Genomic DNA, 26,455 nt, shown 5'->3' on the forward strand with positions numbered 1-26,455 from the left:
TTCAAGCTGCTCAATGCCGAAAAAAGGGGTCGGGTTAGGCGGCGATTTCGCAAAAATGGGAGCAAGATGATGACGATCAGAATTTCGCGCCGCACCGCGCTTGGACTCGGCGCAGGGCTTGTCATGTTGTCCGGCACCGGAGTGGCGCTGGCCGAGACGACGCTGGAGCGCGCCAAGAAGGACGGCTATATCCGGGTCGGCTTCGCCAACGAGGCGCCGTTCGGATACGCCACGCCCGACGGCAAGCTGACCGGCGAGGCGCCGGAAGTCGCCAAGGCGGTGCTGGCCAAGATGGGCATCAAGCAGGTCGACGGCGTGCTGACCGAGTTCGGCTCGCTCATCCCGGGCCTGAAGGCCGGGCGCTTCGACATCATCGCCGCCGGCATGTTCATCAATCCCAAGCGCTGCGCCGAGATCAACTTCTCCGAGCCGTCCTACGGCATCGGCGGGGCGATGCTCGTGCCGAAGGGCAATCCGAAGAAGGTGAAGGACTATTCGACCTTCAAGGACAATTCCGACCTCAAGCTGGCGGTCATGGCGGGAGCCGTCGAGGGCGGCTACGCGAAGGATGCCGGCGTGGCTCAGGGCCAGCTCGTGGTCCTGCCGGACCAGTCAAGCCTGGTCGCCGCGGTCCAGTCGGGCCGCGCCGACGCTGCCGCGCTGACGGCGTTGTCGATCGCCGACATGGCCAAGAAGGCCGACGGCGTCGAATCCACCAAGCCTTTCGGCGAAGTGAACGGAAAGTCGGTGAAGGGCCATGGCGGCTTCGGGTTCCGCAAGGAAGATACCGACCTGCTCAAAGCCTTCAACGCGGAGCTGAAGAAATTCATCGGCTCGCCCGAGCACATCGCCCTCGTCGAGCCGTTCGGCTTCGGCAAGGATTACCTGCCGAACAAGACGACCGCCGAGCTTTGCGCCGGCAAGTAAAAGTCCCAACTCCGGGCGGCGCTTCGGCGCCGCCTCCTTTTCTTCGGAGAGGCCGATGGGCATCCGGACGCTTGTTGGCATGTTGGTTGCCGCATTGGCGGTGATCGGCCTGCTCGCGACGCAGACCTCCTACAGCCTGTTCCTGCCGGGACTGCTGGAGGGAGCGCTGCTGACGATTGAAATTGCCGTGTTGGGCAGCGTGCTGGCCGTGGTCATGGGCGTGCTGGCGGCCCTTGCCCGCCTCTACGGGCCGGCTCCGCTGCGCTGGCTGGCGACGGTCTATGTCGAGATCTTTCGCGGCACCTCCGCGCTGGTGCAGCTCTTCTGGCTGTTTTTCGTGCTGCCGCAATTCGGCTTGCTGATGGATGCCTTCACGGTGGCCGTGCTGGCGCTCGGCCTGAATGTCGGCGCCTACGGATCGGAAGTGGTGCGCGGAGCGATCCTCGCGGTGGCGCAAGGCCAGTGGGAGGCGTCGATCGCGCTCAACATGAGCCGCGCCCAGATGCTGCGCAGGATCATCCTGCCGCAGGCCTTCATCGCCATGATCCCGCCTTGGGGCAACCTGTTCATCGAGCTGCTGAAATCGACCGCGCTGGTGTCGCTCATCACGCTGACGGACCTTGCCTTCAAGGCCCAGCAGATGAACCAGAGCACGCTGAAAACCGTTCCCATCTTCACGCTGGTGCTTCTGATCTACCTCGTCATGTCGCTCGTGATCACGATCGGCATGCGGTTCCTCGAGCAACGGGCGTCCGCCGGGCTCTCGCGAGGGAGGGCCGCCTGATGTGGGATTGGTCCTTCACGCTTGAAATCCTGCCGACGCTGGCAAGCGCGGCGATCATCACCATCGAGGCGACGCTGATCGGGTTCGTCATCGCGGCCCTGCTCGGCCTTGCGCTCGCCCTGGCACGCATCGCCATTCCGTGGACGGCATGGCCGATCTCGGTGCTGGTCGAGCTGATCCGCTCGACGCCGCTGCTCATCCAGATCTTCTTCCTCTATTTCGTGTTTCCGAAATTCGGGGTCGTGCTGGACGCCTTCACCGCCGGCGTGATCGCGATCGGACTTCATTACGCGGCCTACTGCTCCGAGGTGTACCGCGCCGGATTCGACAACATCCCGCGCGGCCAATGGGAGGCGTCGATCGCGCTCAACCTGCCGCAATGGGCGACTTTCCGCGATATCATCATCCCGCAAGTCATCCCGCCGATCGTTCCGGCGCTCGGCAACTACCTGGTCGCGCTGTTCAAGGAGACCCCCCTGCTCTCGGCCATTGCCGTTCTCGAGCTGATGCAGACGGCCAAGATCATCGGCTCCGACACTTTCCGCTATACCGAGCCGATGACGCTCGTCGGCCTATTTTTCCTGGTGATGAGCCTGGTGTCGGCAGCGCTCATCCGTGTTGTCGAACGCTTGCTCAACCGGAGGACCTCACGATGACGGACCAGCCCATGGTGCGCTTCGACAATGTGTCGAAACGTTATGGCGCGTTGACGGTTCTCGACGGCCTCAGCCTCGACATCGCGCGCGGCGAGAAGGTGTCGATCATCGGGCCTTCCGGCTCCGGCAAGACGACGGTGCTGCGCATGCTGATGACGCTCGAGACGATCAATGACGGCGTCATCTGGGTCGAGGGCGAGCCGCTTACGCATATGGACAAGGGCGGCAAGCTGGTTCCTGCCAATCTCGCCCATATCAGGCGGGTGCGGGCCAAGATCGGCATGGTCTTCCAGTCGTTCAACCTATTCCCGCATATGAGCGCGATGGCCAACTGCATCGAGGCGCCGATGACGGTGCTCGGCATGAAGCGCGCCGATGCCGAGGCGCGCGCGGCCGAGCTTCTCGACATGGTCGGCCTGTCGCAGAAGAAGGGCCATTATCCCTCGCAGCTCTCCGGCGGGCAGCAGCAGCGCGTCGCGATCGCGCGCGCGCTCGCCATGCGGCCAAAGGTCATGCTGTTCGATGAGGTGACGTCGGCGCTCGACCCCGAGCTTGTCGGCGAAGTGCTGCAGGTGATAAGGCAGATCGGGCGGGAGCATGACCTCACAATGCTGATGGTCACCCATCAGATGGGTTTCGCGAAGGAATTCTCGGATCGGGTCTGCTTCTTCTACCAGGGCAAGATCTGCGAGCAGGGACCTCCAGGCGAGTTGTTCGGCGCGCCGAAGAACGAACGGACGCGGCAATTCCTGCGCGCGGTGCTGGAGGCGGGATGACCCGCAACGACGATGCGGTGACAGAGCAGGCCACGACCGGCCCAACGCGACCGCCTTCGGCGCGGGAGAGGTCGGAACGCATCTACAGGATCCTGCGCGACCGCATCTGCATGCTGCAATATCCCCCCGGAAGCCACCTTTCCGAAGAAGAGCTCGCTCAGGAGTTCGACGTCAGCCGGACTCCGGTCAGGCGGGTGCTGGCGCGGCTGGAATCGGAAGGCCTAGTCCAATCCGTCCACGGCGTGGGCACGATCGTCACCGACGTGGACATAGAGGAGTTGGAGCAGGTCTATCACTTGCGCATGGAACTGGCGGAGCTGATCGGTAAATTGTCGCCGATCCCGCGCACCGCCGCCGACCTCGACCGCATACGCGCGCTGAAGGAGCGCTGCGACGCCCATATCCTCAGCCCGGACCAAGGCGCGTTCCTGCGGCTCAACATGGACTTCTTCTACGAGCTCAGCGCCATGACCGGCAACCAGCCGTTGCGCGACATCAGCGAACGGCTCTACTTCCAGGTCGCACGGGTCGTGCTGAAAATGATGCCCCGGCTTGGGCTGGCCGAGGAGTTCGCCGCGTTCCGGCGGGAAATCGCGGAGGTGCTCGCGGCGGCCGAGATCGGCGACTGGGCCTCGATCGGACACATTAGGCGGGCGCATATCTCGATGAGCTTCCGGCGCATGATGCTGCATCGGAACGACAAGCGCGAAACCTTGCGTACCTAGGCTTCAATCAAGCCAGCGCCATAAAGCCTGTCCGACTAGTGGCTTCTTTCGGGCGCCTGCCTGCTCGGACTTGGATCGGATGATTAGGTCGCTTCCGGGCAGCCAATCAAAACAATTGCCAAACGGGCGAAACAATAACTCCGGCAGCGTGTTCTGTCTTCGATGGGTGTGGGCATTTTCTTATCTGGAGGCGATGATGAGCGCATAGGCGGCTTCCGCTGCCGGCGTGGGCCTTCTGCGTAGCCGGCGCAGTCGGCAAAGACGATGATGGAGGCCGGATGGTCGATGTTCATCTCGGTGGTCGGCGCCATCCGTGACCGGGAAATCCTGGCGGCGATGGGGGGAGGTTCCACGCGAGGCCTTTGTCGATCCCGGCCACGAGGAATTCGCTGCCTTCGATATCTCCGATTGAGCCGTCCGGCTCACATGCCTCGGTCCGGAACATAGAGGCAGAAGGAGTGCTGGGAACTGGCGTCGCCGCCCGGCTTGCATTCGTGGAAATATTCGTCGCGGGATCGCTTGATGCGGTGATCGGTGTAAGGGATCAGTTCGCCGGTCGAAAGCTGGTAGCCGTATTTCGTCTCCTTCACATCCGAGGGCGGCGCCTGGTAGCAATCCACCCCCGCGCAACAGGAAGGATCGTACTGCCAGCCCGCCGGCGCTTGGTGCGCCGATGCCGGGGCGCAAAGGAAACTTGCGAGGACGCTTGCAGGCAAAACCAGCCATGCCTTCGATCGGCGCCAATTGGGCGAGCGGCGCGTCACCGCCGCGCCCGTCCGTCTCTGGAGGTGCCCGCTCAAGACTGTTCCGTTCATCGCCGGTCCGCCGTGTTTGCCGCAGCCCCGGAAAAATCCGGGGCCCTCACAATCCGCCGCCGGGATGCAGGGATCGCCGGCGGACGGCCTTACCGAACTTGGAAGTCAAAGCTATGTTCCATGTGCCCGGCTGCGCTCATTCCTTCACAAGGGCGCCGGGCTGTCGGCCGCGCCTGTGCGCCTTGCCATCCCCGGCTTGCCATCCCCCGAATGCTGGACGATCACCTGGCCGGGCCGGCTACCAGGTGATCAATTCCCGGTGTTCTCCGCTCCCCGCTTCAGCTTGGCAGCCTCGCGATCGAGAACGTTCGGGTCGTTGCCGTATTTCAGAATGAGGGCCAAGGCCAATCCAATTGGAATACCGGCTCTTTGCGCCAGATTGCGAACACGTTCGGCATTTTTGCGCTCGTTGTCGTCTTCAGAGGCTTCGCCATACGATGTCATGGTGGTGGTTCCCGGCCGACTCCGCCCGGGCACCGAACTGCGGGCCGGCGGAATAGTTCCATGCAGCCCGATCCGATCGATGCGCATGGACGAGACGTCCGGAACGGTTCCGCCATCGCGCGTTCCACTGCCGGCGCTGATGTCGGCGCGGCGTCGCAGGGCACCGTGTTGGCGGCGACCTGCGTTCGCCGGATGACCAGCTTTTCAGTGCGCGAAGCGGCTTCTGAGCCAAGCAAAGAAGGGGTTGCCGTTTATCAGCCTGCGGACCCGCGCCGCGGCCCAATTGGCCTGCATCGTCGCGCCGACATGACAGCTGCAGACGACCTCGTGCAACTGCCAATCGGAAAGCTCGAAGAAACGCTTCGCCTCGCCATAGGTATCCGATTGCAATCCGGCGGCGCGCAGCAGTGGATCCTCGAACGCAACCGTGAGCGGAGATCCGGCCGCCCGCGCTTCCGCGCGAACCTCTGGATCGACATATTCGGTGCCCACCAAAGCCGCCAGGCTCCGGACGGGATTTCGATCGAGCAACGCCGCCCAGCGCTCTATCCGCTGCCTTCTTGTTGCAAGAGGGACTGGTCCAAGCCGGTCGATGACCGCAACCGATTGAAGTTCATGCGCTGTCTGATGCTTCATTGCTGTCTCCTGTGGTTGTGGTGGCGACATTTTCGCAGCGGCGCGGCAGGTCCGGCCGGAGCCTGAAGCCAGCGCCTGCGAGGGACAGGCGCGGACCGATCAGGTGTTGCCCACCGATCTCGACAGATGCCTGTCAGGGCATCTGCAGCAAAACCCGAACTGCGAGCGGTCTCCTATGTTCCAGAGCAGCCTTCGCGACGATGAGGTGGCGCGTGAACCGGCAACAATGGAGCACCGGGCAGATTGCTGGATTAAACACTCTGGCCAGTCGCTTGAACCGCGACGGCATGTCAGCTCACCCGAGAAAAGCGAGCCGCCTCCTCACCCTCTGCCCGCCGCTACCGCCTATTGGCGGCATTCCAAGATCGGCTTCCACCGCCCACCCCGCCAAAGCATGTCTCCCGAAAGTGGGAACCGGTTTCGGGATAAAGACATGCTTAAAATCAAAAACCAAAAGCGCATGGAGCGAATCTGAAAGATCGCGACGCGGTCTAGCGCCGACCTGGCGATTGACCGAAAGGCAATGGGGCATGGGTGGGGGGCTCTACGGCTGCAGCTGAAGACGCCTCTCCCAGGTCTTCAAGCAATGACATTCGTGCACGGTTCAAACGACTTTTGATGGTACCGATGGCGCAGCCGCAAATGCTCGCCGTTTCCTCATAACTTACGCCGAGGATCGCGATCAGCACCAAGACCTCCCGCTGCTGGGGAGGCAATTTGCCGATAGCGGCATGAACCTCTTGGCTACGAATATGCCATTCCTGGTCACCATAGGTGATTGAACGGGCCGATACGCAATCATTCACTCCTGGCGCCTCGCGCGCATAGACCTTGTGCTTCGTGTAGAAGGTATTGCGCATGATCGTGAACAGCCACGACTTGATCCGGGTGCCAGGTTCGAATTGATCGATATGCGCTATCCCCCTGAGCAGGGTTTCTTGCACGAGATCGTCGGCGTCGGTCTTGTCCCTGCAGAAGGTACGCGCGAAAGCTCTCAAAGCCGGGATCAGATCGACGATCGTCGCCTCATTCTGGAGGGCCGACGAGCCGGAATTCATCGTCCGCAAAAATGCCTCCGCAGGGAACAGTTTGGATTGGATGAACAGGGAGCTAATGCGCTGCGAGCGCGTAGGTTCCTGTTGCCTCAACAATCGTTGCTCGTTTCCGGTCATAATTTCGCGCGTCGTCTTTTGCTCCGGGCAGCGGCCGGATCTTCGGCTCTGACGTCAGCCCTCGTCCGAAGCTGACCGCGAAATGTGCTGTCTTGAGATGACCGGAAGGGCACCGCCAGCACCGCAGGGATACCGAACGGGGATGCGTCAATGCAGCTTGCCGTCGGCGTCCTTGACTTTCAGTTGCCCGGCCGCTTCGAGCTCGCGAGCCAGTTCGAACAGCCGTCGAGGAGTTGGTTCGTCGGCAATGGCTTCAAATGCGACAGCCAGGTCCTGATCCAGCGCTGACCGCTTGGGAGCAGCTTTTTGAGGCAATGGCGATATTATGCCGTGTCGACGGAAAGACCTACTCATGACATATGCTAACACAACCGCCGCAACCGACAATCAGGACGAAGTTCCCTTTACTTGCCTTTGGATAACGGCATCGCGGCCGCATTGAACCCGAAGCCCAACAGTCATTCCGCCGCCATGGCGTTGACCTTCCTCTCGGCAATCTCCGACAGCTTGTCATCCGCCGCTTTCTCCTCCTTAAGATTTTCCGCCAGGATGGCGGCGCAGTCGTTTCGACCAAGCTGCTTGGCCCAAGCGATAAGCGTCCCATATCTGGTCATTTCGTAGTGCTCTACGGCTTGAGCGGAAGCGATCAGAGCCGCGTCGAGCACTTCGTTATCCTCGACGTCGGCGCTCACATCGTCGGCCTCCTCGAGAATGCCGTCGATGGCCGGACAGTTGGTGGCCTTGATTTTCTGACCGTGCATTTCGAAGACCTCTTCGACCCGAGCGACGTGGCCTTCCGTTTCGCGCAAATGCTTCTCGAACCCAGCCTTCAAATTCTCGTCTGAAGCCTTATCGATCATCTTGGGAAGCGCTTTTAGGATCTGCCGCTCCGCATAATAGATGTCTTGGAGGGTGTGAACGAACAGGTCGTCCAACGTTTTGATGTCTTTCGAGAAAAAGCCCATGGTGCTCGCCTTCTGTTTGTGATCGCGTTGAAAAGCTCCGGGGCGCCAGCAATCCGGAGGCCAGCCTAATCTCGGAATGGACGGAATGTTCCGGTTGCCCAAAGGCGCCCTCGCCTCAGTTACCGAGGACCGGCTTTTTTGCTTTGGGCGGATGAAACCCCAGCCGCCAAAAGCCGATCGAAGATCAGCGTGCGGCAAGCACTGTGCTCACAACCGCGCCGCGCCCAAGACTCGGGTGGGCTCCGCCGACCGGCCAGGCGGACCTGTTCTTTGATGTCGACCGCAAGGGGCGTCGGTTGGCCGCCGCAATCGCGACCGAGGCGCTCGGCGACTGCCAGCGAACCGGATCGCTCAGGGACAACGTTTGCTACGCTTGGACCTTAAGTGAAAAATGCTGCTGGTGGTGATTATGAATGCGCCGACAAAGGTCCAGACACCCGGCACCATACCCCAGATCAACCATGTCACGCCGAGGGACCAGATCAGACCGAAATATCCGAACGGCGCAAGATTGGAAGCTGCCGTGGATCTGTAGGCGACCGCGCTAAGGCCAACACCAAGACTTGAGCAGAAAGCGGCGCCCACGAAAAGCAGCAGGTCGTCAAATGCGAACGGAGCCCGATCGGAAATAGCCACCGGGGCAACGTAGAGCGCGGAAAAGGCGGCATTGAAAAAGCTGACGGTCCATAGATTGTCGCCTGGAGGTATCCAGCGTGCCGTCAGGGAATTTGCCGCGTAAAGAAAGCTGGAAGCGAAGATGAACAATGAGGCCGGCCTGAATGCGGCCACGCCAGGTTGAATGGCAATCAGAACGCCGATGAAACTGACCAGCACGGCACCCCAGGTGCGCCAGCCAACCGTCTCTTTGAAGATGATGGCAGACGATGCGGTGATGATGAAGGGAGAAGCGTAGAGGATCACCGTTGCCTCTGCAACGCTGAGATACGCCAGTCCTTTGATATATAGATAGGCCGCACTCAGATTGATCGCGCCACGCAGAGCGTAAAACAGGATTTTTCCCGACCATCGGACGCGTTGGTGGCCAATCAGTATGCCCGTGAAAAACAGGAGCGGCATGGCGAACATGCTGCGGACGAATATGATTGTGGTGATGTGATAGTGATTAAGAAGGAACTTCGTCAGCGTATCGTTCAACGTATAGCATAACGACCCCAGGCATATCATAGCTATTGCGCGGATCGTCTTCGATGCATCGGACGTATTGCGGCCACGATCATCCGAAGCGGCGCTTATGCCTTCGGCGGGCTCTGTAGCGCCCGCGCGCGGAACCAACACGACGTTGCCGTCGGGACGAGAGGCCTCTTTCACATCATTTGTCCTAGAAAGACGATGGAACGAGGAAGTGCGCCCGATCGCGCCGTGCCTGTCCCGTCAAGCTGGCGGTCCGCGGTCCTGGTCCATTTCCGATCGGTTCGGTCTCGATGAGCCGGCCTTGGCTCCTGTCCAAATGCAGCCCCGTATTTTTGGAACGGCGCGAGCGCCCTGCCTGCATGGGGCCACGGCGAGCCGGGATCTGCATCATTTTAGCCCCTCAAAAGCACTGTCCCGCCTCTGGCCGACGACAAGTTGTCCAATCGTCCAAAAAATATGTTGAACGTCCAGCCAATGGACGCTAGGGTTATCAAACTTTTCGGTGACTAACAAATAAAAACAATGGGAGGAGTGATGCGGACACGCGTCACGGAGCTTCTTGGTATTCGCTATCCCATCGTACAAGGCGGTATGCAGTGGGTAGGTCGAGCGGAACTCGCTTCCGCCGTCTCTAACGCTGGCGGCCTGGGCATATTGACTGCGTTGACCCAACCGAGCCCAGAGGCTCTTGGCAAGGAGATAGATCGCTGCAGGAGCCTGACGGATAAGCCGTTTGGGGTGAATCTGACGATCCTGCCATCCACGAATCCGCCGCCCTACGCGGAGTACCTGGACTCGGCGCTGGCATGCGGTGTGAAGATCCTGGAAACGGCTGGGCGCAGTCCCAAGGAGTTTATCGCAAAGGCAAAAGCGGCCGGCGCCGTCATCATCCACAAATGCACGGCGGTGCGGCACGCGCTCTCGGCCGAACGCGCGGGAGTGGATGCGATCTCGATCGACGGTTTTGAGGCTGCAGGCCATCCCGGCGAAGATGACGTCGGCGGCCTCGTGCTATTCGCGGCCGCGGCGCGCTCGGTGAAAGTGCCCTTGATCGCCTCGGGCGGCATTGGCTCGGGCCAGGGTATGGCGGCGGCCATGATGCTTGGCGCGGAAGGGGTGAACATGGGGACCCGTTTCTGCGCAACAAAGGAAGCTCCAATCCACGACGCCATCAAGCAGGCGCTGGTCAACGCCTCGGAGCGCGACACGAACCTGATTTTCCGGACCATGCGAAATACGGGGCGCGTTTTGAAGAACCGCGTTTCCGATGAAGTCGTGCAAACGGAAAACCGGGCGGGCGGCTGTGAATTCGCCGATATCCAGCCGCTCGTGGCGGGTGCTCGTGGAAAGGCCGCGCTCGAAGCGGGAGCGGTTGACGATGGCCTCGTATGGGCGAGCCAGGCGATCGGCCTGGTGGACGATATCCCGACCTGCGCGGAGCTTGTCGAGCGGATGGTCGTCGATTGTCGGGCGGCAATGCAAAGGGGGATGGAGGCATTTGTCGCGTAAGGCTCGCAACCTGGTTGCGGGCGCAGCAGAGAATGCAAGGAGGCCCACTCACCCAAAAGAATAAAAATCGAAGGTAGCAAAGGCCGCCACCGGACGGCGACCATTCTGCCTTTCCACAGACGCGTTACTCAATGGGAGGAATCCATGAAGGTAAAAATTGTTGCCGCGGCAATGCTGCTTAGTGCAGCGACGCCATCTCTGGCGGACGAAACTGTAAGCTATGCCTCGTATGGCGGCGCTTACCAGGAGGGCGTGCGAAAGGCCATTCTCGATCATCTTCCGGCCGATCAGGGCATGAAGGTCACGGATTATGTGCTGGCGAACGGCATCCAGGACATCCGCACCAAGGTCAAGGCGAACGCCGTCGACATCGACGTTGCCGAGCTCTACGGCGGGCTGTGCGACCAGGCGGTCAAGGAAGATCTGATCATTCCGCTGGATTACTCGAAAATTCCGAACGCCTCCGGCATCCCGGAAAACCTGCGCAAGAGCCACTGGATCGGATTCACCGCCTATTCGACGGTGCTTGCCTATAACAAGGAAACCTACGGTGCCAATCCGCCGAAGAACTGGGCCGATTTCTTCGACGTTCAGAAATTCCCTGGAACCCGGTCCATGGGCGGAACCTATCCTTCGACAAACCTGGAAATCGCCCTGTTGGCCGATGGGGTGCCGAAGGACAAGATATATCCGGTCGATATCGACCGGGCGATCAAGAAGTGGGTCGACTTCAAGCCGAACATCAGCGTTCGCTGGGGCACGGGCGCGCAGGCCACACAGCTGGCCACGTCGCAGGAAGCCGACATGATGACGATCTGGGCTGCCCGCATTGAAGCGGCCATCAAGGATGGCGCGCCCTATGCCTATACCCTTAATGACGCTGTGATGGACGTGGAATGCCTGGTCGTTCCGAAAAACTCGCCCAATCCGGAAGGAGCGATGCGTCTGATCAACAACCTGCTTGATCCGAAGTATCAGGCGAACCTGCCGGACTACATTCCCTACGGGCCGATGAACCAGGATGCCTTCAAGAAGGGCCTGATCAGCCCCGAGAAGGCGGCGAAAATCGTCACGAGCGTCGACAACATCAAGAAGCAGCTGATCACCAACATGTCCTATTGGGCCGATCACATCATCGAGGCCCAGACCAAGTGGGATGCGGCGATGCAGTAGGCGGCTGGCCGTCACGGCGTCCGGTCTTGTCCGGACGCCGTCCATCTCGATGACATAGGACAACGGGCTTCGCCGCTTACAGGGCATGCTGCCCAATGGCCATCGCCCGAGGATAAAATCGTAGGCTTTGAAATGGCACAACCTTCGACGACGGCATTGCCCGTCCAGCTGCAGTCGCTGTCAAAATTCTACGGTGCCGTTCATGCCGTCGAAGATGTTTCGTTCGACATCAAGGCGGGCGAATTCCTTACCCTGCTGGGACCGTCGGGATCCGGCAAGACCACGCTTCTCATGATGATCGCCGGCTTCAACCGGCCAACGAAGGGTTCGATCCGCATAGGCGGGCAGGAGATCGTGCATCTGCCTCCGCACAAGCGGAACATCGGCATGGTGTTCCAAAACTATGCGCTTTTTCCGCACATGTCGGTCGGAGAGAACATCGCCTATCCCTTGCGCCTGCGGAAGATCGGAAGGGCCGAGGTCGAAGATCGCGTTCGCAAGGCCCTGGATCTAGTCCAGCTCGGCGGTTACGCGGACAGGAGGACAAGTGAGCTTTCAGGCGGTCAGCGCCAGCGCGTAGCGCTTGCACGAGCTATTATTTTCGAGCCGCGAATACTACTCATGGACGAGCCGCTTTCGGCCCTGGACAAGCAGCTTCGCGAGACGATGCAGATCGAGATCCGCAAGCTGCATGACCGCCTCGGCATGACGACAATCTCTGTCACGCACGACCAGCGCGAGGCGCTGACGATGTCGGACCGGATAGCGGTGTTCTCCAAGGGCAGGCTTGCCCAGGTGGCCACACCGACTTGCCTGTACGACCAGCCGCAGAGCCAGTTCATTGCCGAGTTCATCGGCGAATCCAGTTTCCTGCCTCTCCGGAAGGCGTCCGGCGGGCTGGCCTATGGTGGCCAGGTGATACAATTTGCGGAAACCTCCCCGGACACCTTCGACAAACCGATGCTGATGCTGCGCCCGGAGCGTCTTCATCTCTGTGCCCTGGAGGAAGCGAACAAGGGAGCGGACGGCAATATTTTCGACGGACAAGTTCAGACCGTCGTCTTCCAGGGCGACAGCCTTCTCTATGAAGTCGTGCTCAGCGAGGGTCACAGGGTTGTCGTGCGGGTTCCAAACCGATCCGATGACCTTCGCCGGATGCCCCAGGCCGGCAATCGCGTAGCGCTGCGGCTTGATCGTGCCGACACACGAATTGTGCGGGCGGAGGGCTGACCATGTCGCAGGCCGTTGCCGACCGCGGGTTGCAGCTTCTCACGCAGGCGCAGCTGGAGAACAATCGCCTCGCCCTGGAAAAGGACAAGCGCTTGGAATCGCGTGCGTTGATGCGGCTCACCCTGCCGGCTCTGCTGATCGTGGGACTGCTGATGGTGGCGCCGATAGCGTGGCTGCTTTCAATGTCCCTCTTCGGGCAGAACGGCGAACTCAGCTTCGAGAACTACAGCCTGTTCTTCGACGAGCCCGTCTACAGGGACATGTTCCTCAACACGTTCGAAGTTGCGTTCCTGGTGACCCTGGTCACTGTGTTGCTCGGCTATCCGGTTTCCTATCTGCTGGTCATCCTGCCGGCGCGTTGGTCCGGCCTGCTGATGCTTGCAGTGCTGGTTCCGTTCTGGACGTCAGGGCTGGTGCGGACATTTTCCTGGATCATCATCCTGCAGCGGAACGGGGTGATCAACTCGCTCCTTGTCCATCTGGGGATCATCCATCATCCCATCCCCCTGGTCTACAACATGACCGGCGTCATCGTTGGCATGGTGCACATCATGGTGCCATTCCTGGTGCTGCCGCTCTATGCGTCCATGAAGGCCATCGACGGCAATCTCCTGAGGGCCGCGGCCAATCTCGGGGCGACACCCGCCCACGCATTCCGCACGATCTTCCTGCCGCTTTCCATGCCCGGCCTGATCGCGGGAACGATCATGGTTTTCGTGATGTGCCTCGGCTACTACATCACCCCCTCGATCCTGGGCGGCGGCAAGGTCAAGATGATTGCCCAGCGCATCCAGGAGTCGCTTTCCCTCTATCCGACATGGGGTCCGGCCGCGGCGCTTGCGGTGCTGCTTCTCGCAGTGACCGCGATCTGTCTGGGCGCCAGCCTGTTGCTGGTGCGCCAACTGTCCTCCAGCCGGTGAGGAGACGCTGATGGAATCCTACATTCCGCACCGCCAGAGACTATGGCTCTACATCCTTGTGGGGCTGGTGATCTTTTACCTGGTCGTGCCAACCCTGATCGTTGTGCCGGTGTCGTTCACGTCGACGACCGCGCTTCTGTTTCCGCCGCCAAGCTGGTCGACACGCTGGTACGAGGCATTCTTCCAACAGGAAAAGTGGACCGGGTCGCTGTGGGTATCGATCCGCGTCGGCTTTGGCACGATGGTCCTGGCAACGGTGACGGGGATTGCTGCCGCCTACGCGTTGCACGTGTCCGCAATCCGGATGCGCGGCCTCATCAATTGGACCCTCATCTCTCCGCTTGCGGTTCCCTCGATCCTGATCGCGGTGGGCATCTTCTTCGTCTACGCCAAGATTGGAGGCTTGCTCAACACGATCACCGGGCTGATCCTGGCGCATACGGTCGTCGCCATGCCATTCGTGATCCTGACCATGGCGGCGGGCTTCAAGACCTATGACATGACCCAGGAAATGGTCGCCCGCAGCCTGGGTGCCGACCGTTTCAAGGCGTTCATGACCGTGACCTTGCCGCAACTGAAGTTCTCGGTTGCGACGTCGATGCTGCTGGCTTTCCTGATTTCCTTCGACGAAGTGATCATCTCCCTGATGGTCTCTTCCGGACCGGTCTCGACGCTTTCACGGGTGACGTTCTCGACACTTCGGGACGACGTCGACCCCACCCTGGCGGCGGTGTCGACGCTGATGCTCGTCGTGACGAGCGTCCCGCCGTTGCTCCTTCACATCGCCGCGAACCGCGCGAGGCGTAAGAATGCCTGAACGGTTGGACGAGTTGAACCGAGAGCTTGACGGGTTCGTGTCGCTGCACCGCCAAGGTGACGTGCTTGAGATCCGAATGGTCAAACCAAAGGTGAATGCAATTTGCCGGCGGTTCAGCCGAAGCATGGAGCGCGCGGCCCTTTACCTCCAGGGCGATCCCGATCTTCGCGTTGGAATCCTGTCAAGCGGCAGCGACAAGGCCTTTTCGGCAGGTCTCGATTTCCATGAAGCGACCTCGCAATCGGGTGAGAGCGTCTCCGGTGCGACAGCGGGCGGGTTCGGTGGGATCACGACGCTGTGGGCGCTGAAGAAGCCGTTGATTGCAGCAATCAATGGACCCGCGATCGGTGGCGGGCTTGAGCTTGCTCTGTCTTGCGACATCCTGCTGATGGCGAACGGTGCCTACGTTCAGTTGCCTGAGCTTCAACGCGGCCTCCTCCCGGATGGCGGAGGACTGCAACGTCTTTCGCGCCGGATACCCTACCATGTCGCCACCGCCATGATCTGGACCGGCGATCGGATGACCGCCGCCGAAGCCTATCGCTGGGGTCTCGTCTACCAGACGGCTGAGCGTGACGAGTTGATGCCGCTTGCATGGGACATCGCACGGCGCGTCGCCCGCGGGGCGCCCCTCGCGCAACAGGCTCTGAAGGAGACGCTACGCTTCGTGAGCGGCCTTTCCGACGAAGCGGCGATGGGACTGCGGCGGGATTCGAAAGGCGACCTCGCAAGTTACCGGCGGATGCTGGACTCCCAGGACATGATCGAAGGCCAGCGGGCCTTCCTGGAAAAGCGTGAGCCGAATTGGCGGGGCTGCTGAAGAAACATCGTCGGTCGAAGGATCGGATCACAGGAGGAATGGATGTTTAAATTCTTAGAGTTGGAACGGCACGGCGCTGTCGGCGTGATTGCACTAAATCGCCCCGAAGCGCGCAACGCTCTCGGGATGGGGATTACGATCGAGCTGCGTCGGGCTCTACGCGAAGCGGCAGCCGATACCACCATGCGGGCTCTCATACTGACCGGCCGTGGAGGCGCGTTCTCCGCGGGCGCCGACGTGAAGGAATGGGCCGGAAAGGCAGCAGGCGACAATCCCTGGCCTGATATGAACTGGGTCGAGGAATCCCTCAAGCTTGTCCAGCAGGTTCACGAGATGCCCAAGCCGACGATCGCAATGGTCGACGGCGCGGCGGTTGGCGCAGGGCTTGATATGGCCCTGGCCTGCGACTTCCGATATGCGTCGGAGAAGTCCAAGTTCATCTGCTCCTACACCAATGTCGGCTTCAATCCCGATTGCGGGGGCACCTGGCTTCTGCCGCGCGTTATCGGGCTGGAGGCAGCCAAGCTCTTCGCATTCACGGGCGAACTCTGGACTGCGCCTGTCGCGCTCGAGAAGCGCCTAGTGTCCCATGTCAGCCCCAACGACCGGCTCTGGGAGGACACCCTCGCCTTCGCTCAAAAACTGGCGTCCGGGCCGACGGTAGCCATCGCTCAGACGAAGAAGCTTTTGAACACGGCCCACAAGCGCAGCCTGTCCGACCAGCAGCTGGAGGAAGTCGCTGCGGGCAAGATCTGTGGCCAGACCAAGGATCATGCCGAGGGCCTTGCCGCAGCCAATGAGCGCCGCGCCCCACGCTTTGTTGGCGCCTGAGGAGAATACAATGGATTTCGGATTGAGCTTTGAACAGCAGTCCCTGGTGGATTCGCTGGAAGAATTCTGTAAACGCGAGCTCTACCCTCACGAGGCTGTCGTCGAAGAGCTCCGCTATATCCCGGATGAGATCAAGCAGGAGATCCGCCGAAAGTCACAGGAACAGGGGTTCGAAGGGATGAACCTGCCTGAAGAATGGGGCGGCCCCGGTCTCGACAAGCAGACGAAGATGCAGGCCGAACGCGTGATGGGCAAGCCCTCGTCGGCGCTGGGACAATGCATGAACCGGGGCGTGACGGGCATCCTTTTCAAATGCAAGGACGAGCAGGTCGAGGAATATCTTCTTCCTTCGATTCGCGGCGAGCGTAAGAACGCATTCGCGTTGACGGAGCCCGGCGCCGGGTCCGATGCGCGCGCCATCGTCACGAAGGCCGAACGCGTGGGCAACGAGTGGGTGATCAACGGTGTAAAGCAGTTCATCTCAGCGGCGGACACCGCCGATTTCATCATCCTGATCGCCGTTAGCGGGGTTGACCAGACCGACAAGGGGCCGCGAAAGCGCTTCACCACTTTCCTGCTCGACAAAAGCCTCCCGGGCCTGCGCGTCGAACCCATGAAGTCCATCGTCACTCGTGGGTACAACCCGACAATGGTCTACCTGGACAATGTCCGCGTTCCAGACAGCAAGATACTTGGAGAGGAAGGCCAGGGGTTCAACACTGCCAATGAATGGCTTTACGACGGCCGCGTCGGGCTTTCGGCGCACTGCGTCGGCCGCGCCGAACGCATTTTCGATATGACCAAGGAGTGGGCCGGCACGCGGCGGGCTTTCGGCAAGACGATCGGAGAATTCCAGGGCGTCGGATTCAAGGTGGCCAATATGGCTGTCGATATCAAGCTCGGTGACTTGATGGTGAAGGAAGCCGCGTGGAAGATCGAGAACAATCTCATGAACCGGACCGAAGCTTCAATGGTCAACTACTACTGTTCGGAGATGGTGTTCCGCGTTGCCGACAATGCAGTACAGATTTTTGGCGGGATGGGCATGATGGAGGACTTTCCGATCCAGCGCTTCTGGCGCGACGCCCGTATCGAGCGGATATGGGAAGGGACATCGGAAATCCACCAGGATGTCATCGCCAAGGACCTTCTTCGACCTTACAGAAACTGACTTCCGGCTGACCTGGCCGGCAAAGAGGGCAGCGCATGGCGAGTGCACCGAAACAGAGACAGATCCAGGACATCCGGAAGGGGGAGCTCATCGTCGCGACGTTGAACTCGATCCGCAAACACGGCTATCTGAATTCGACGATAAGCACGATCGCCGAAGAGTCAGGCTTGTCGAGAGGCCTCGTCGGTCACTATTTCGGAAACAAGGATGATCTGCTTATCCTGGCGCACAAGTATTACCTTCAGAATATAGACGACTTCTTTCGACATGTTGTCGTCTCCACGAAGACCGGTCATTTCGGGAAATTGATGAATTCGGTCTTCGTCCCCTTTCTGAGGGATACCGGCTATCAGCGCATGATGATCCACTACCTGAGCGCGGCGTGGATCCTGCCTGATGTCCTCGCCATGCACCGCGACCTTTGGGGCCGCTACCGCGCCAATATCGAGCGGCGCATCACCGCTGTCGCCCGCGAGAGAGGCATCGTCCTCGATACTCGCCTCGCTGCGATCGCGCTGACCCAGCTTGGTGACGGTCTCTGGTACGGCTGGGTCATGGAAGAGAGCTATACGCGGGAGGACTGCCGCACGATATTGCGGCAGTGGCTGTGTCAACAGTTCGGGGAAGATCCGGCAAAATACCCGCTCACGCCTGATTTCGATCTGGAGCACTACGAAACCTCGGCTCCGCTTCCAAAACCCGAATAGGCCCAACGTCAACGAACCTGGCTCGGTCAAGGTGCTGTGGTCCGCACGCCAGGTGCAAACACGATACGAGAGCATGCAGACTTCCGCGACATCCCCGACCGCCCCGCGCATCAGCCCGGCCTTGAGACGCAATTTCCAGCGACTGCTTGCGCCGGCCACAATGGCCTTCATCGGCGGAACCCAGGCCGAGCGCACGCTGACAACCCTGCGTGCGCAGGATTTCCATGGCGAGGTGTATGCCGTCCATCCCAAGCGAAAGGAGATCGCCGGCTACACCTGTGTTCCAAGAATACAGGACTTGCCCATCCAACCCGATGCCGTTTTCCTGGCGGTCAATGCAGAGGCGTCGATTACGGCTCTCGACGATCTGCGTAAGATGGATGCCGGAGGAGCTGTGTGTTACGCGTCCGGATTCTCCGAGATCGGAGAGGCCGGAGCCGACCGAAACCGTCGGTTTATCGAAGCCGCCGGCGACATGGCCGTTGTCGGACCGAATTGCTACGGTTTGGTCAACTACGTCAACCACGGAAGTATCTGGCCGGGGCTCTATCCGAAGCTGAAGCAGAAACGCGGTGCCGCAGTCGTTTCCCAAAGCGGAAATGTCACCGGCCACTTTGTCTCGAACGATCGGTCCGTACCGTTTTCATATCTGATCAGCGCCGGAAACCAGGCGGTGCTAGGCTTTGAGGATTACATCGATTTCCTGGTCGACGATCCGAACGTCACCTGCCTTGGATTGTTCATGGAGGGCATCCGCAATGTGGCCTCCTTTTCCCAGGCATGCTTGCGCGCGCAGGCAAAGAGCCTGCCGGTGATCGTCTGTCGTTCCGGCCGCTCGGAACTGGGCGCCGCCATGGCGGCCAGCCATACCAGCTCGCTCGCTGGGCAAAATGAATATTACGACGCCCTGTTCGACCGCCTGGGCGTCATCCGCACGGATACGGTTCCACAATTCCTGGAGATGCTGAAGCTGGCATCCCTCGCCGAACCGTTGGCGGGCCCGCGAATTACCGTCTATTCGAGCTCGGGCGGGGACAATGGGTTGGCCGCCGACTATTGCTCTTTTGCGGGGCTTCAACTGCCTCAGCCGTCGGCGGCGCAGATCGGCGTCATCAAGCCGATGCTGCCGCAGTTCGGGCATGTTTCGAACCCGCTCGATTTCACGGCAGGCTACTGGGGCAACGAAGCTCTCCTCACGCCGATGTTCACGACGATGTTGTCGGGAGAGTGCGACGCCGGAATGTTGGTGATCGACTATCCGCCCGAAGGATCGCCCCGCGAAACCAGCGCCCAGGAGGCCATGGATCGCGCCTTGGCGGCGGCCGGCAAGGCGACGGGCAAGCCTGTCTTCCATGCTTCGGTGAACACTGGCGGCATCACGTCGGCAGCCAGCGAGGAGATGATCGCCCAAGGGATCGTGCCACTTCAAGGCTTGCATGACGCCGCCGAGGTCATTTCCAAATGGGCCGGCCACTGCGCGCGCGTCCGCGGCGATGCGACCGCCGATCCCGGCTCGCTCGTCGCCAAGGTTCCTTATCCGGCCAAGCCGCTGTCAGGTGCTGCCCGAACGGTGAACGAGGCCGAGTCCAAACGCCGCCTTGCCGCTCGCGGCCTGCCGATACCGCAAGGCAGCGTCCTTTCGCTGACCGAGATTGCCGATCTGCCGGACCGGTTCAAGGAGCCGATGGTCCTGAAGGTTCTTCACGACGACCTGCCGCATAAGACCGAGGTTGGCGGCGTCGCGCTGAAACTTGGCGGTCGCGACGAAGCGCTCAATGCCGCCAGGCAAATCGTCGCGAATGTGGCGCGGCACGCGCCGTCCGTGCGGCTTGAGAAGTTCCTGCTGGAACCCATGCAGGCGCCGCCGCTGGCTGAACTGATCGTTGGCGTCAAGCGCGACCCGCTCTTCGGGATGGTGCTGGTGATCGGCGCGGGCGGCATTCTTGTGGAGTTGCTCAAGGACGCGACGCCGTTGCTTCTTCCGGTCAGTCGCGCCGACGTCGAAGCCGCGTTGCGCGGTCTGAAGTGCTTTGCGTTGTTGAACGGGTTCCGTGGACGTCCTGCAGCGAACCTTGAACCCGTCATCGATGCCATCATGTCCATCGCGGCATATGCCGGAGACAATCTCGACACGCTATCCGAACTGGACGTCAACCCGCTGATGGTGAGCGAGAACGGTGCGATAGCCGTCGACGCCCTGATTGTCGAAGTTCCCGGCGAATCCAATGCAAGTGCCTCCTCCGGTCCGCAGGCAAGGCAATTCGTCGATGCCACATCATGATTGACAACAAGCAGACCGGAGCCGAAGCGCTCGTCCGCACGCTGATCGCAGGCGGAGTGGATACGTGCTTCGCCAATCCCGGCACGAGCGAGATGCATTTCGTCGCCGCGCTCGATCGGATTGCGGGTATCCGCTGCGTGCTGGGTTTGCAGGAAAACACCGTAACCGGCATGGCGGACGGCTATTTCCGTGTCACCGGCCGTCCGGCGGCAACGCTTCTGCATTGCGGTCCCGGATATGCAAACGGGATTGCGAACATTCACAATGCCCGCCGTGCCGGTAGTGGCATGCTCAATATCGTGGGTGACCACGCCATTTCGCATGTGGCGTTCGACAGTCCGCTGACATCCGATGTCGACGCGCTCGTGGGGTCGACGTCGCAGTGGCATTCTTTCGGAACCGAAGCAGGGCGCATCGGTATCGACGCTTCGCGCGGGCTCGAGGCAGCGGGCTATGCCTATGGGCAGGTCGCATCATTGGTCCTGCCGGCGAACGTCTCATGGAGCGAAGGCGGTGTCGAGGCAACTCCTGCTCCGCCGCGTCCTCCGCTCCAGCCTGACCGAAAGAGCGTCAAAGACGTCGCGCGAGCGCTCCGGTCCGGCCGCAGGGTCGTCATGATCCTCGGGACGCCAGCGGTCGCTGCCGATTTGCATCCGCTTCTTGCCGGCATCGCGCGCGATACTGGAGTTTCGCTCATGGGCAGCTCAACCATTGCCAAGATTCCGCGGGGACGGGGCCGACTTGCGCTGCAGGGCGTTCCGTATCCCGTTGATGATGCTGTCGCCACGCTTGCACCCTACGACATCGTGGTTCTGGTGAACTGCCCCCCACCGACGGGCTTTTTCCTTTACCCCGGTCGCCCGAGCCTCTTGCACCGTCCTGATGCCGATGTTGTCGTCCTCTCACGGGAGGATCAAGACGCGGCTGCCTCGTTGGAGGCCCTCGCCCGGGAGCTTGGAGTTGTCGCAACCGAGATCGCGGATCCAGGAATGAAAGAGGTGGCCAGGCTTTCCGGTCCAATTCATCCGGAGGGCTTCGCTGCCGTGGTGGCGCGGCAACTGCCACGGGACGCAATCGTGGTGAACGAGGCCCTGACCCTTGGCAGGGGATTCGGCGCTGTTATGCCCTATGCCGCTCCATGCGATTGGCTGACAGTAACCGGCGGAGCCATTGGCGGCGGGATGCCGCTGGCGACTGGAGCCGCGATCGGCGCCCGGGCCATGGGCTGCTCGAACCGCCGCGTCATCACCCTTCAGGCGGACGGTTCCGCGGCTTACACTGTTCAGGCCCTTTGGACCCAGGCACGCGAAGGACTGCCCGTAACCACTTTGCTCCTCAACAACCGCTCTTATGCGATCCTGCTGGGGGAGTACGCGAAGGTCGGCGCGCGGCCTGGCAAAACGGCCAGCGACATGATGAGCCTCAATCGGCCTGCCATCGACTGGTGCCAGATCGCGCGTGGCTTTGGTGTCGAGTCGAGGGCAGCGACTACTCTGGAGGAGGTCGACCTTGCATTGTCCGATGCGCTGTCGCTGCAGGGACCGATGCTGATCGACGTTCAATTCGGATAGAGGGCTGGCGCTGCGGCCCCGGGCAGCGGCAGATGTTGCAGGCGCGCATGGCGGACTCAGCGATCTGCTTGACACCCTGACGGCGACCCGATGCATGTCGCCGAAAGGTAGGTGACGAGCAAGGTTCAGTCGAAGAAGCCCGTATCCTCTTCCTTGAGATGCTTCCGGGCTGCTTCGGCATCGATATCGAGGCCGAGCCCCGGCGCTTCCAGCAGGTCCACCATGCTGTCCTTCACGATCTGCTTCGGCAGGCCGATGACAATGTCCTCCCACCAGGGGTCGGAGGCGCTCGGATATTCGAAGGCGATGTAGTTGGCGGGCAAGGTGGCGCAGACATTGATCAGCGCGCCGAGGCCGAGCAGGCCGTTCGCCGTGCCGTGCGGCGCCATCAGGATCGAGTGCATATAGGCGTGCTCCGCGACCCATTTGAGCTCGGCAATGCCGCCGATATCGGCTGGATCGGGGCCGATGACACGCACCGCCTGCATCTCGATCAGCTCCTTGAAATTGTGCCGCAGGTAGATCTGCTCGCCGGTATGGATCGGCGTCGAGGTGGAAGTGGTGAGCTCGCGATAGGCCTGCGGATTGACCCACGGCACATAGTCGCCGGTCAGCATGTCCTCGAGCCACATCAAATTGTACTTCTCGACCGCGCGGGCGAACCTGATCGCATCGGGCAGCATCCAGCCGGGGCCGCAGTCGAGCGCCAGGCTGACCTTGTCGCCCAGCACTTCCTTCATCGCGACCACACAGTCGAGCATGTGGTTGAAGCCGCGCTCGCTGATCACGCCCTGATCCATGGCGCCGTGATAGCCGGCCTTCTTCTGCGTCACGCCGTAGTGGAAGCCCTCGACGCTGTCCTTCATGTTGGAGTGGAACGAGATCCCCTGCTTGACCATGAAGAAGTTCTGCGGCTGCTCCATCATCCATTTGACGTCGGCGGCGTAATCCTCCGGCCGGTCGCCCGTGCGCTTGCGGCGGATCGAGCCGTTATAGACGCGCACCTTGTCGCGCACCTTGCCGCCGAGCAGCTTGTAGGCCGGCACACCCGCGGCCTTGCCGGCAATGTCCCACAGCGCATGCTCGATGGCGCTGACCGCCGCGCCGTAAGGCTTGAACGAGCCGCGCTGGCGGATCTTCAGCATCACCCGCTCGACATCGGTCGGATCCTCGCCGATCAGCGCCTCGCGGAAATGCAACACGAAGGGCTTGAGATAGGTCTTGGTGAACTCGACTTCGCCAAGGCCATAGAGGCCCTCGTCGGTCACGACGCGGACGATCGGGTGCTTGCCGATGACGGCACAGCGCAGGTCGGTGATCTTCATGGCGCAGTCCTATTTCACTGACGAGAAAGCTGTCGGCGTGAGCAGCTGGCTGCTGATATTGGCAACGATCTGCCCGTCGCGCTCAGATTCGTCCCGGGCCTTGTGCCATGACGGATCGGTGACGAAAGCCGCCCATTTCACCTCACGCTCGGCCAGCGATTCCCAGGCGAGGAAATAGGTCAGGCGATTGCTGTTTTCGCCGATCGCCGTGGTGAAAAACCCGGCCTGGCGGATGCCATGCCTCTCCCAGATGGCCAGCGTTTGGTCGGAAAACCGCTTGAGCAAAGCCGGCAGCCTGCCCGGCAGGCAGTCATAGATACGCAGTTCGTAGATCATGGTTTCGTCCGTTTTCTTTCTTCGCCTCTCCCTTGGGAGAGGCACGAATGGGTCGGTCGTTGGCTCTGTGAACCTGGGGGAATGAGGCAGGGGGTCTGGACTAACTCCAGGTCCGGTCCCAGCTATATTCATTGTCCCAATGCTCGGTGGATTGCCATATCCCCGTGACACCGGGCTGCAGATGCTGGCTGATCACCTCGTCGACGACGTCGTCGATCCCCAGGCCCGGCTTGTCGGGAACGGTGATGAAGCCGTCTTTCACCAGCGGCTTGGGAAGGCCTGTGACGATGTCGTCCCACCAGTCGACATCTGCGGAATGGTATTCCAGCGCCATGAAGTTCTCGGTCGCGGTCGCGACATGCGCTGCGGCCATCGCGGCGATAGGGCTTTCGGCCATGTGGATCGCCATGGCGACGCCGCGGTCCTGTGCCATGTCGCCGATCTTCTTGGTCTCGAGAATACCCCCGCTGGTGAGCAGGTCGGGGTGGATGATGGAGAGGCCGCCGCTCGCGAGCAGCGGCTCGAAACCTTCCTTGAGGTAGATGTCCTCGCCGGTGCAGATCGGCACCGAGGTCGCCTGCTGCAGCTGCCGGTATTGCTCGGTGTACTGCCAGGGAATGACATCCTCGAGCCAGGCAGGGACATATTTCTCGATGCGGCGCGCAAGGCGGATGCCGTCCTGCAGGGAGATGTGGCCGACATGATCGATGGCCAAAGGTATCTCGTAGCCGATGACCTCGCGAACCTCGTGGATATACTGCTCGAGCAGGTCGATGCCCTTCTCGGTGAAATGCAGGCCCGTGAACGGGTGCTGCACGTTCTGCGCGTCATAGGCGAGATTGCGGGCCTTGCGTTCCTCGAACGAGCCACCGCGGCCGCGCGGATTGCCGCGGAGCCCTTCGAGCACGCGAGCGGGCGCGACCACCGCGCCCGGGACATGGGCGATCTGCATCAAGCCGAGGTCCATCTTGAGGAAGGTGAACCCGCGCTCCATGCGCCGCTTGAGGCGCTTTCCCGTTTCTGTGCCGCTCGGCTTCTCGGCGTCCGTATCGCAATAGACGCGCACATGGTCGCGAAATTTGCCGCCCAGCATCTGGTAGATCGGCACGCCATAGGCCTTGCCGGCGAGATCCCAAAGCGCGATCTCGACCGCCGACACGCCGCCTCCCTGCCGGCCGTGGCCGCCGAACTGCTTGATGCGGCGAAACAGGCGGTCGACATCGCAGGGATTTTCGCCGAGCAGCCGGCTTTTGAGCATCAGCGCGTAGGTCGCACTGGCGCCGTCGCGCACCTCGCCGAGCCCGACGATGCCCTGATTGGTGTAGATCTTGAGCAGCGCCGAGGTGAACGGCGCGCCGACGATTTCGGCCACCCGCATGTCGGTGATGCGAAGCTCGGACGGCTTGGAATTCGTGTTCACGCGATTGATTGCCTCGTCGGCTCCACCCGTCTTTGGCATGACTTATCCTTGTTCCGGTCGATGGGTTATGCCCCGCGCGCCCGCGGACAGGTCGTTGCTAGCCCAGCTCGATCTCGTGGGCCTGCAGGTAGTCGCGGTTCATCTCGACACCGAGACCCGGCTTCGTCGTCAGCCTGAGGTTGCCGTTCGAGACATCGAGCGGCTTGTCGATGAGATGGTCGTACTTGCCGAGGTTCCACTCCGAGGTCTCAAGCTTGTAGAAGTTGGGAACCGTCATCATCACCTGCGCTCCCGCGACCACGTTGATCGGTCCGGCGGCGTCATGCGGCGAGACGGGAACGTAGTAGGCTTCGCACAGGGCGGAAATCTTCTTGAGCTCGGTGATGCCGCCGGTCCAGGTGACGTCCGGCATGATGTAGTCGGCGAGCTTGGCCTCGAGCACCGGCACGAAATCCCACTTGGTGTGGCCGCGCTCGCCCCAGGAGATGGCGGCGCTGACCTTCTCGCGCACCTGCTTGAGGGCGTTCAGGCTCTCGGGCGGGCAAGGCTCCTCGAACCAGTCGATCTGGCCCGCCTCCTCGAGGCTCCGGCAAAGGCGGATGGCGGTCGGAACATCGAAGCGGCCATGCGCGTCGATGAGGATGTCGACATCGGGCCCCGCCGTCTCGCGGATGAGAGCGGTGAGCTCGGCCGCCTCGCGCTCGTCCTTACGGGTCATGCCGCCGTCGAGATAGCCGTCGCGCCTTTCGCGGGCCACGCCGTCGACGCTGGGCCCCTGATGGGGGAAAGGATCGAACTTGAGGCCGGTGTGGCCGGACTCGACGATGTCCCGGATTTCGCGGACCACCGCCTCCTTGCTGGTGAATTTGGCCTGGTTTGGATGGGTATAGAGCGCGATCTCATCGCGCACCGCTCCGCCCAGCAGCTCGTAGATCGGCTTGCCGAGGACTTTGCCGCGAATGTCCCAAAGCGCAATGTCGATGGCGCTCACGCATTCGACCGCGGCGCCGCGGCTGCCCATATAGGTGAAGCTGCGGAAAATCTTGTGCCACAGATGCTCGATACGCGCCGGATCCTCGCCCGCCACGGCGATGCCGATCTGCCGCAGGATCGTGCAGAGCGCGCGGTTGGCGAGCTTTGTCGTGGTGGTGATCTCCCCCCAACCACTCACCCCCTCGTCGGTCGTCACTTCGACGAACAGGTATTCTCCCCAGTAAGAAGCATCGGACTTGATCAGCCACGGCCGAACGCTCGTGATTTTCATCTCAACTATCCTTGTCTGAATGGGGCCA

At 61.3% G+C, this 26,455-nt stretch carries 28 protein-coding genes; 17 read left to right on the forward strand and 11 right to left on the reverse strand.

Going from position 1 to position 26,455, the window contains the following annotated elements; translation table 11 throughout:
* Positions 1-69 precede the first annotated feature (69 nt).
* The 5 genes from ehuB to RFM41_RS14690 are packed head-to-tail and all read left to right on the forward strand — an operon-like array spanning position 70 to position 3,868.
* The gene (gene ehuB, locus RFM41_RS14670; protein ID WP_320249717.1) at positions 70-927 is read left to right on the forward strand and encodes an ectoine/hydroxyectoine ABC transporter substrate-binding protein EhuB; all 858 of its coding nucleotides are present in this window, start codon (positions 70-72) and stop codon (positions 925-927) included.
* A 55-nt stretch (positions 928-982) separates the two neighbouring features.
* Positions 983-1,711, forward strand: coding sequence for an ectoine/hydroxyectoine ABC transporter permease subunit EhuC (ehuC, locus tag RFM41_RS14675; protein ID WP_320249718.1), 729 nt, complete (start codon positions 983-985; stop codon positions 1,709-1,711).
* Positions 1,708-2,367 carry an ectoine/hydroxyectoine ABC transporter permease subunit EhuD gene (ehuD, locus tag RFM41_RS14680; RefSeq protein ID WP_320250144.1) on the forward strand — a complete coding sequence of 220 codons (660 nt, stop codon included), beginning with the start codon at positions 1,708-1,710 and terminating at the stop codon, positions 2,365-2,367. Before ehuC ends, ehuD begins: the two co-directional genes overlap by 4 nt.
* Positions 2,364-3,143 carry an ectoine/hydroxyectoine ABC transporter ATP-binding protein EhuA gene (gene ehuA, locus RFM41_RS14685; RefSeq protein ID WP_320249719.1) on the forward strand — a complete coding sequence of 260 codons (780 nt, stop codon included), beginning with the start codon at positions 2,364-2,366 and terminating at the stop codon, positions 3,141-3,143. Before ehuD ends, ehuA begins: the two co-directional genes overlap by 4 nt.
* Positions 3,140-3,868, forward strand: coding sequence for a GntR family transcriptional regulator (locus RFM41_RS14690; protein ID WP_320249721.1), 729 nt, complete (start codon positions 3,140-3,142; stop codon positions 3,866-3,868). Before ehuA ends, RFM41_RS14690 begins: the two co-directional genes overlap by 4 nt.
* An 83-nt stretch (positions 3,869-3,951) precedes the next feature.
* Here RFM41_RS14690 and RFM41_RS14695 read toward each other — a convergent pair whose 3' ends face one another.
* From RFM41_RS14695 to RFM41_RS14715, 5 genes are all read right to left on the reverse strand, one after another.
* Positions 3,952-4,179, reverse strand: coding sequence for a hypothetical protein (locus tag RFM41_RS14695; RefSeq protein WP_320249722.1), 228 nt, complete (start codon positions 4,177-4,179; stop codon positions 3,952-3,954).
* 111 nt (positions 4,180-4,290) lie between these two features.
* Entirely contained in the window at positions 4,291-4,458 is a 168-nt protein-coding gene (locus tag RFM41_RS14700) for a hypothetical protein (protein ID WP_320249725.1), read from the reverse strand.
* A 474-nt stretch (positions 4,459-4,932) separates the two neighbouring features.
* Complete coding sequence (locus RFM41_RS14705; protein WP_320249727.1) at positions 4,933-5,214, reverse strand: hypothetical protein; 282 nt, start codon at positions 5,212-5,214, stop codon at positions 4,933-4,935.
* A 117-nt stretch (positions 5,215-5,331) separates the two neighbouring features.
* A complete protein-coding gene (locus tag RFM41_RS14710) occupies positions 5,332-5,763 on the reverse strand; it encodes a hypothetical protein (RefSeq protein WP_320250145.1) in 432 nt (143 codons plus the stop codon).
* A gap of 491 nt (positions 5,764-6,254) precedes the next feature.
* On the reverse strand, positions 6,255-6,821 hold the full coding sequence (locus tag RFM41_RS14715) for a sigma-70 family RNA polymerase sigma factor (RefSeq protein WP_320250146.1): 567 nt from the start codon (positions 6,819-6,821) through the stop codon (positions 6,255-6,257).
* A 264-nt stretch (positions 6,822-7,085) separates the two neighbouring features.
* On the opposite strand from RFM41_RS14715, the gene RFM41_RS14720 reads away from it, so the two are divergent.
* The gene (locus RFM41_RS14720; protein WP_320249728.1) at positions 7,086-7,223 is read left to right on the forward strand and encodes a hypothetical protein; all 138 of its coding nucleotides are present in this window, start codon (positions 7,086-7,088) and stop codon (positions 7,221-7,223) included.
* A 170-nt stretch (positions 7,224-7,393) separates the two neighbouring features.
* Here the strand turns inward: RFM41_RS14720 and RFM41_RS14725 are convergent, their stop codons facing one another.
* Entirely contained in the window at positions 7,394-7,900 is a 507-nt protein-coding gene (locus RFM41_RS14725; RefSeq protein ID WP_320249730.1) for a YciE/YciF ferroxidase family protein, read from the reverse strand.
* Positions 7,901-8,251: 351 nt separating this feature from the next.
* Positions 8,252-9,229, reverse strand: coding sequence for a DMT family transporter (locus RFM41_RS14730; protein WP_320249732.1), 978 nt, complete (start codon positions 9,227-9,229; stop codon positions 8,252-8,254).
* A 354-nt stretch (positions 9,230-9,583) separates the two neighbouring features.
* Between RFM41_RS14730 and RFM41_RS14735 the strand changes: the two genes are divergently transcribed.
* From RFM41_RS14735 to RFM41_RS14785, 11 genes are all read left to right on the forward strand, one after another.
* Positions 9,584-10,561 carry an NAD(P)H-dependent flavin oxidoreductase gene (locus tag RFM41_RS14735; RefSeq protein WP_320249734.1) on the forward strand — a complete coding sequence of 326 codons (978 nt, stop codon included), beginning with the start codon at positions 9,584-9,586 and terminating at the stop codon, positions 10,559-10,561.
* 144 nt (positions 10,562-10,705) lie between these two features.
* Positions 10,706-11,734: an ABC transporter substrate-binding protein gene (locus RFM41_RS14740; RefSeq protein ID WP_320249736.1), complete on the forward strand. Its 1,029-nt coding sequence runs from the start codon at positions 10,706-10,708 to the stop codon at positions 11,732-11,734.
* Between the two features lie 132 nt (positions 11,735-11,866).
* Positions 11,867-12,964 (forward strand): ABC transporter ATP-binding protein, encoded by a 1,098-nt coding sequence (locus tag RFM41_RS14745; protein ID WP_320249737.1) that lies wholly within the window; start codon positions 11,867-11,869, stop codon positions 12,962-12,964.
* 2 nt (positions 12,965-12,966) lie between these two features.
* Positions 12,967-13,884, forward strand: a complete 918-nt coding sequence (locus tag RFM41_RS14750; RefSeq protein WP_320249739.1) for an ABC transporter permease — start codon at positions 12,967-12,969, stop codon at positions 13,882-13,884.
* 10 nt (positions 13,885-13,894) lie between these two features.
* Positions 13,895-14,701, forward strand: a complete 807-nt coding sequence (locus RFM41_RS14755; protein WP_320249741.1) for an ABC transporter permease — start codon at positions 13,895-13,897, stop codon at positions 14,699-14,701.
* On the forward strand, positions 14,694-15,521 hold the full coding sequence (locus tag RFM41_RS14760; protein ID WP_320249743.1) for an enoyl-CoA hydratase-related protein: 828 nt from the start codon (positions 14,694-14,696) through the stop codon (positions 15,519-15,521). The genes RFM41_RS14755 and RFM41_RS14760 overlap by 8 nt, the downstream gene beginning before the upstream one ends.
* 42 nt (positions 15,522-15,563) lie before the next feature.
* Positions 15,564-16,352 carry an enoyl-CoA hydratase/isomerase family protein gene (locus RFM41_RS14765; protein ID WP_320249745.1) on the forward strand — a complete coding sequence of 263 codons (789 nt, stop codon included), beginning with the start codon at positions 15,564-15,566 and terminating at the stop codon, positions 16,350-16,352.
* Positions 16,353-16,362: 10 nt separating this feature from the next.
* Entirely contained in the window at positions 16,363-17,523 is a 1,161-nt protein-coding gene (locus tag RFM41_RS14770) for an acyl-CoA dehydrogenase family protein (protein ID WP_320249747.1), read from the forward strand.
* Positions 17,524-17,558: 35 nt separating this feature from the next.
* A complete protein-coding gene (locus tag RFM41_RS14775; RefSeq protein ID WP_320249749.1) occupies positions 17,559-18,230 on the forward strand; it encodes a TetR/AcrR family transcriptional regulator in 672 nt (223 codons plus the stop codon).
* A 73-nt stretch (positions 18,231-18,303) separates the two neighbouring features.
* Positions 18,304-20,511 (forward strand): acetate--CoA ligase family protein, encoded by a 2,208-nt coding sequence (locus tag RFM41_RS14780; protein ID WP_320249751.1) that lies wholly within the window; start codon positions 18,304-18,306, stop codon positions 20,509-20,511.
* Positions 20,508-22,082: an acetolactate synthase large subunit gene (locus tag RFM41_RS14785; RefSeq protein WP_320249753.1), complete on the forward strand. Its 1,575-nt coding sequence runs from the start codon at positions 20,508-20,510 to the stop codon at positions 22,080-22,082. The genes RFM41_RS14780 and RFM41_RS14785 overlap by 4 nt, the downstream gene beginning before the upstream one ends.
* Before the next feature lie 125 nt (positions 22,083-22,207).
* Here the strand turns inward: RFM41_RS14785 and RFM41_RS14790 are convergent, their stop codons facing one another.
* The 4 genes from RFM41_RS14790 to RFM41_RS14805 all read right to left on the reverse strand — a co-directional run bounded on the left by RFM41_RS14790 (position 22,208) and on the right by RFM41_RS14805 (position 26,436).
* The gene (locus RFM41_RS14790) at positions 22,208-23,407 is read right to left on the reverse strand and encodes a mandelate racemase/muconate lactonizing enzyme family protein (protein ID WP_320249755.1); all 1,200 of its coding nucleotides are present in this window, start codon (positions 23,405-23,407) and stop codon (positions 22,208-22,210) included.
* Between the two features lie 9 nt (positions 23,408-23,416).
* Positions 23,417-23,743 (reverse strand): NIPSNAP family protein, encoded by a 327-nt coding sequence (locus tag RFM41_RS14795; RefSeq protein ID WP_320249757.1) that lies wholly within the window; start codon positions 23,741-23,743, stop codon positions 23,417-23,419.
* A gap of 100 nt (positions 23,744-23,843) precedes the next feature.
* Positions 23,844-25,202, reverse strand: a complete 1,359-nt coding sequence (locus RFM41_RS14800; protein WP_320249759.1) for a mandelate racemase/muconate lactonizing enzyme family protein — start codon at positions 25,200-25,202, stop codon at positions 23,844-23,846.
* A 58-nt stretch (positions 25,203-25,260) separates the two neighbouring features.
* The gene (locus RFM41_RS14805) at positions 25,261-26,436 is read right to left on the reverse strand and encodes a mandelate racemase/muconate lactonizing enzyme family protein (RefSeq protein ID WP_320250148.1); all 1,176 of its coding nucleotides are present in this window, start codon (positions 26,434-26,436) and stop codon (positions 25,261-25,263) included.
* Positions 26,437-26,455: the final 19 nt, after the last annotated feature.

Source organism: Mesorhizobium vachelliae, assembly GCF_033977325.1.
GTDB lineage: Bacteria > Pseudomonadota > Alphaproteobacteria > Rhizobiales > Rhizobiaceae > Mesorhizobium > Mesorhizobium vachelliae.